Origin of the sequence: Roseomonas aerilata DSM 19363 (assembly GCF_000711725.1) — a bacterium.
In the GTDB taxonomy this organism is placed as follows: Bacteria; Pseudomonadota; Alphaproteobacteria; order Acetobacterales; family Acetobacteraceae; genus Roseomonas; species Roseomonas aerilata.
The window spans coordinates 21420-27864 of record NZ_JONP01000041.1 but is presented as its reverse complement, the minus strand read 5'-3'; the positions used below and the strand labels follow the sequence as shown (position 1 = coordinate 27864).

The following is a 6445-nucleotide window of genomic DNA, read 5'->3' as shown; positions in this document are numbered from 1 at the left end:
ATAGTTTCCTTCTGTTACGCAAGGGACGGTAAGGCCTTCATGACGAGTTCTGCCAAGAAGACGTCCCGGTCCCGACCGGCGACGCGCCGGGACGCGCTGCTGGGCGGGCTGGCCCTTGCAACTGCCTTCGCCGCAGCCGGCTGCGAGGAGAAGGCCAGTGCGGAGCGCAGTGAGCAGGGCCCGTTGCCTACCGTCTCCGTGGTGAGCCTGCAGCCGGAAGCGGTGACGCTCAACACCACCCTTCCCGGGCGGACCGCGCCCTATGAGGTGGCGGAGATCCGGCCCCAGGTGGGCGGGGTGATCCGCGAGCGGAAGTTCCGCGAGGGGCAGGCGGTAAAGGCGGGCGACGCGCTGTTCCAGATCGACCCCGCACCCTATCAGGCGGCGCTGGCGAGCGCGGAGGCGGCGCTGGACAAGGCGGAGGCAACGCTGGGCCAGGCCCGGGTGACGGTAACGCGCTACCGCCCGCTGGTGCAGCAGAACGCGGTGAGCCGGCTGGACTACGACAACGCGGTGGCCACGCAGAAGCAGGCGGAGGCGGATGTCGCCTCGGGCCGGGCCTCAGTCCAGACTGCGCGGATCAACCTGGGCTACACCAACATCACCTCTCCCATTGAGGGACGGACCGGACGCGCGGCGGTGACGGTGGGTGCGCTGGTGACGGCGGACCAGACGACCTCCCTCATGACTGTGACGCGGCTGGACCCGATCTACGTGGACGTGACCCAGCCTGCCTCCACCCTGCTGCGGCTGCGGCGGGACATGGCGTCCGGCCGCCTGCGCCGGGCGAGCGACACGGCGGCCGAGGTGCGGCTGCTGATGGAGGATGGCACCGAGTACGCGCGCCCTGGCCAGCTCCAGGTTTCCGAAGTGACGGTGGACGCGACCACCGGCGCCGTCACGCTGCGCGCAGTGTTCCCCAATCCCGACGGCGTGCTGATGCCCGGCATGTTCGTCCGCGCGCGTCTGGCCGAGGGCGTATCGGACGCCCTGCTGGTTCCGCAGCAGGCGGTAACGCGGAACTACCGCGGCCAGGCGGTGGCGAAGGTGGTGCAGGCGGACGGCGCAGTGCAGGAGCGCGTGCTGGATGCCGGCCAGGCCGTCGGCACGCGCTGGATCGTGAATGCCGGGCTGCAGCGAGGCGACAAGCTGATCGTCCAGGGTGCGCAGAACGTGCAGCCCGGCGCGAAGCCCCAGATCGAGGAGATCACGCTGGAGGAGCTGGACCGCCGGTCCCGCCAGCCCGCGCCCAGGCAGCAGGGGCAGGGAGGTGGCGAGGAGGCCGGGGACCAGCCCCAGGCGCAGGAAGGGGCCCAGCAGGCCCCTCGGGAAGGCTAGGGCCGCACCATGGCACGCTTCTTCATCGACCGGCCGGTCTTCGCCTGGGTCATTGCGCTCGCGATCATGCTGATCGGCCTGATCTGCCTGCGGACCTTGCCGGTCTCCCAGTACCCGAACATCGCGCCGCCCACGATCCGCATCTCGCTCAGCTACTCCGGCGCCTCTGCGGAAACCGTGCAGAACACCGTGGTGCAGCCGATCGAGCAGCAGATGACCGGGCTGGACGGGCTGCTCTACTTCACATCCACCAGCAACCGCGACGGCAGCGCCACCATCGAGCTGACCTTCGCCCAGGGCACCAACGCCGACACGGCGCAGGTGCAGGTGCAGAACAAGCTCTCCCTCGCCGAGCCGCGCCTGCCGGAGACCGTGCGCCAGCAGGGCATCCGCGTGGCGAAGGCCAGCCGCGCCAACCTCATGGTCATCGGCTTCGTCTCCAAGGACGGGACGATGAGCAGCAGTGATCTGGCGGACTTCATCGCCAGCAACGTGCAGGACCCGATCACGCGCACCACGGGCGTGGGCGACTACAACCTGTTCGGGTCGCAGTACGCCATGCGGATCTGGCTCGATCCGGCAAAGCTGACGGCGTTCAACATGATGCCGTCGGACATCTCGGCCGCAGTGCAGTCGCAGAACGTGCAGGTGGCCTCCGGTGAGCTGGGCGCGCGCCCGGCGCTGCCTGGCCAGCAGCTGAACGCGACGCTCATCGGGCCGAGCTACCTGAACACGCCGGAACAATTCGGTGCCATCCTGCTGCGGGTGAACCAGGACGGGTCCCAGGTGCGGCTGCGCGACGTGGCGCGGATCGAGCTGGGGGCGCAGAGTTTTGCGGTCAGCGCGCAGTTCAACGGCCGTGCCTCGGCCGCCATCAGCGTGCAGCTGGCCAGCGGCGCCAACGCCGTCTCCACCGCCAACGCGGTGCGCGCGACGATCGAGCGGCTGCGCCCGACCTTTCCTTCCAATCTCGAGGTGGTCTACCCCTTCGACACCACGCCCTTCGTGGAGATCTCCATCCATGAGGTGGTGAAGGCGCTGGTCGAGGCGATGGTCCTCGTCTTCGTCGTCATGTACGTCTTCCTGCAGAACTTCCGGGCGACGCTGATCCCGACGCTGGCGATCCCGGTGGTGCTGCTGGGCACCTTCGCGGTGCTGGCCCTGGCGGGCTACTCCATCAACACCCTCACCATGTTCGCCATGGTGCTCGCCATCGGCCTGCTGGTGGACGACGCCATCGTGGTGGTGGAGAATGTGGAGCGCGTGATGGAGACGGAGGGGATCTCCCCCCTGGAAGCCACGCGCAAGTCCATGGACCAGATCTCCGGTGCGCTGGTAGGCATCGCGATGGTGCTCTCGGCCGTGTTCCTGCCGATGTTCTTCTTCGCAGGCTCGGCGGGCGTGATCTACCGGCAGTTCTCCCTCACCATCATCACCGCCATGACCCTCTCGGTCATCGTGGCGCTTGTCTTCACCCCGGCCCTCTGCGCCACTATCCTGAAACGGCCGAAGCAACACGGCCCGAAGCGCGGGGTGTTCGGCCTGTTCAACCGCGGCTTCGACCGCATGACGAATGGCTATGTCGGCGGGGTCGGAATCATGGCCCGCCGGCCCTGGCGCTTCATGATCGTCTGGGCGGCGGTGGCCGCCTGCCTCGCGCTGCTCTTCATCCGCCTGCCCTCCTCGTTCCTGCCGAACGAGGACCAGGGCGTGTTCTACGTGCAGATCGCGGGCCCGCCGGGTGCGACGTCGGAGCGCACGCAGAACGCGTTGGACGCGGTGACGCAATACCTGCTGAATGACGAGAAGGCCGATGTCGAATCCGTCTACGGCATCACCGGGTTCAGCTTCGCCGGGCGCGGGCAGAACTCCGGCATGGCCTTCGTCCGCCTTCGCCACTGGGACCAGCGGGAAGGGGCGGAGCACACCGCCCAGGTCATCGCCAACCGCGTGATCAGGCGCTTCGCGGGCTACCGGGACGCGCGGATCCTGGCCTTCTCCCCGCCCGCCGTGTCCGAGTTGGGCAACGCCACGGGCTTCGAGATGCAGCTGATGGCGCGCGCCGGCCAGGGCAACACGGAGCTTAACGCCGCGCGTGACAGGCTGCTGGCCGCCGCGGCGCAAAGCCCTGTGCTGGTCGGCGTGCGCCCGAACAGCCAGCCGGACGAGCCCCAGTATAAGCTGGATATCGACTGGGAGCGGGCCAGCGCGCTTGGTCTTTCCGTCACTGACATCAATAGCACCCTCTCCGCCGCTTTCGGCTCCACCTATGCGGGGGACTTCCTGGACCGCGGGCGCATCAAGCGCGTCTACATCCAGTCCGAGGCGGCCTACCGGATGCTGCCGACCGATCTGTCCCAATGGTTCGTCCGCAACGGTGCCGGGACGATGGTGCCCTTCAACACCTTCGCCAAGGCGACCTGGGAGATCGGCTCACCGGGCCTCTCGCGGTTCAACGGCATCAACGCGATCGAGATCGCGGGCGACGCGGCCCCGGGGCAGAGCACCGGCGCGGCGATGGCGGAGATGGAGCGGCTGGCAGCGCAGCTTCCGCAGGGCTTCGGGGTGGAGTGGAGCGGCCTTTCCTACGAGGAACGCGCCTCCGGTGCCCAGGCCGGGCCGCTCTACGCCATCTCGCTGATCGTGGTCTTCCTTTGCCTCGCCGCGCTCTACGAGAGCTGGGCGATTCCGGTCTCCGTGCTGCTGGTGGTGCCGCTCGGCGTATTCGGCACGGTGGCGGCGACCTGGCTGCGCGACCTGTCCAACGACGTGTACTTCCAGGTGGGCCTGCTCACCACCGTCGGCCTCTCGGCGAAGAACGCGATCCTGATCGTGGAATTCGCCAAGGAGCACTTCGAGACGGGTGAGGACCTGCTGAAGTCGGCGCTGCACGCGGCACGGGAAAGGCTGCGGCCAATCCTGATGACCTCGCTCGCCTTCGTCCTCGGCGTCGTGCCACTGGCGATCGCGACCGGCGCCGGCGCCGGCGGCCGCGTGGCCATCGGCACTGGCATCATCGGTGGCGTGTTCACCGGCACGGTGCTGGCGGTGTTCTTCGTGCCGCTCTTCTTTGTGCTGGTGCTTGGGCTCTTCCGCACCAAGCGGGCAAGCGACATCCAGAAGGAGCGTCAGGCGGATCAGGAGGCCCAAACGGACCGGCACGCGCAGCACCAGCCAGCGGCGGGCGACTGAGGACCAGGGAATAAGACGATGCGTGACATCCTATCTCCGGTCCTGGGCGCGCTCGCGCTCGCGGGCTGCTCGCTCGCCCCCGACTACGAACGGCCGGCTGCCCCGGTGCCCGCCAGCTTCCCGAGCGGCAGCGCTTATGCCGAGGGCCAGCCGGACGTCGGTTCAGTGGACCAGCTGGGCTGGCAGGACGTGTTCCTGGACCCCGGCCTCAAGCGTTTGATCGGCATCGCCCTCGAGAACAACCGCGACCTCCGGGTCGCGGCGCTCAACGTGCAGGCGGCGGAGGCGCAGTTCCGCGCCCAGCGGGGCGAGCTCTTTCCGCAGATCGGTGCGACGGGCAGCGCCGACTACGCCCAAACCCCGACCGGCCTCGGCGCAGGGGCGCGGACCGGCCGGACGAGCCCGACCACCTCCCGCATCTGGGGCGTCCAAGGGGGATTCACCGCCTGGGAGATCGATCTGTTCGGGCGCATCCGCAGCCTGAGCGAGGCGGCGTTGGAAACGGCCCTCGCCCAGGCGGAGACGCAGCGGGCGACGCAGATCAGCCTCGTCGCCTCGGTGGCCGACGCCTACCTGACGGTACTGGCCAACCGGCAACTCCTGGAGCTGACGCGGCAGACCTTGTCGAGCCAGGAGCAGTCCTATCGGCTGACCCAGGCGACAGTCACCGGCGGCACCTCCACGGCCCTGGTGCTGCGCCAAGCGCAGACGCAGGTGGAGCTGGCGCGGGCGAACCTGTCGCTCTACACGCGTCAGCTCGCGCAGGCGGAGAACGCGCTGGCGCTGTTGCTGGGCCAGCCCGTCCCGGCGGACCTGGCGCAGGGCGTGAACCTGGCCTCCCCCATCATCGTTGGCGACCTGCCGGCGGGCCTGTCCTCCGGGGTTCTGCTGCGGCGCCCAGACGTTCTGGCGGCGGAGCGGCAGCTTCGCGCGGCCAACGCCAACATCGGCGCGGCGCGGGCAGCCTTCTTCCCGAGCATCGCCCTCACCGCCTCCTACGGCACGGCGGGCGCCTCGCTTTCGCGGCTCTTTCAGCCGGGCTCGGGGATTTGGGCCTTCTCGCCGCAGATCAATGTTCCGATTTTCACCGGCGGCATCAATCAAGCGAACCTGGACTATGCGCGGATCCAGAATCGCGTGGAGATCGCCAACTACGAGAGGGCAATTCAGACCGCCTTCCGAGAGACGGCGGACTCGCTCGCGGCGCGCGGCACCTACGGCAACCAGCTCCGGGCTCAGCAGTCGCTGGCGGACGCCTATGCAGAAAGCTACCGGCTCTCCGAAGCGCGGTTCCGTGCGGGGGTGGACAACTACCTGACGGTGCTGGTGTCCCAGCGGGACCTTTACGCCGCGCAGCAGGACCTGATCGGACTGCGGCGGGACCGGCTCTCGGCGCAGGTCACCCTGTACCGAGTACTGGGAGGGGGGTGGCTGGCGAACTCGGTGGCGACGCCACCGGTACCGGTTCCCTTGGCGGACGCACCCCGGCCACAGGCGCCGCGGCCGCCGCGAAGCTTTCCTTCGGGGCGTGGGCCGCAGCCGGAAGGCTGAGTAGAAACCGTGAGGCGCTTGGGTTCGGTGGCCCAGGCCCAGGCCCAGGCCCAGCGTTAGCCCTCGACGGCTGCGGAGCCCTCCGACACCCCTGAAGGGCTCGTCTGTGCTCCGCGCGACGGCGTTGAAGAGGAGCGCCCAACGACGTCGGCCGTGCCGCCGGGCGGTCAGGGCAGGATGCCGCCCACCAGCCGATCGGGCCAGTTGCCGTCCTGTGCAGCGGCGCGGTGGCCCGAAACGGCCACCGCCGTCACCGCAAGGAGAAGGCCGCGCCGGGACGGCGTGGGCCGGTTCATGGAAGCGGTGCCTCGCTCCCTCTTCTCCGGCAAACCGGCCGGCTGGTGGGTGAACGCGGCGGGAGAGA

Annotated in this window: 4 protein-coding genes; 3 read left to right on the top strand and 1 reads right to left on the bottom strand. The window is 69.2% G+C overall.

Features of this window, described 5'->3' with window-relative positions; all coding sequences use genetic code 11:
• The 3 genes from BO39_RS24995 to BO39_RS24985 form a co-directional block, all read left to right on the top strand.
• Positions 1-1338 (top strand): efflux RND transporter periplasmic adaptor subunit (locus BO39_RS24995; RefSeq protein ID WP_342666342.1); only part of this gene is annotated, 1338 nt, incomplete at its 5' end.
• A gap of 9 nt (positions 1339-1347) precedes the next feature.
• Positions 1348-4530 (top strand): efflux RND transporter permease subunit, encoded by a 3183-nt coding sequence (locus BO39_RS24990; protein ID WP_052402599.1) that lies wholly within the window; start codon positions 1348-1350, stop codon positions 4528-4530.
• Positions 4531-4548: 18 nt separating this feature from the next.
• Positions 4549-6081, top strand: coding sequence for an efflux transporter outer membrane subunit (locus BO39_RS24985; RefSeq protein WP_084698482.1), 1533 nt, complete (start codon positions 4549-4551; stop codon positions 6079-6081).
• A 167-nt stretch (positions 6082-6248) separates the two neighbouring features.
• Here BO39_RS24985 and BO39_RS35025 read toward each other — a convergent pair whose 3' ends face one another.
• Positions 6249-6377 carry a hypothetical protein gene (locus BO39_RS35025; protein ID WP_281175626.1) on the bottom strand — a complete coding sequence of 43 codons (129 nt, stop codon included), beginning with the start codon at positions 6375-6377 and terminating at the stop codon, positions 6249-6251.
• Between the last annotated feature and the right edge of the window lie 68 nt (positions 6378-6445).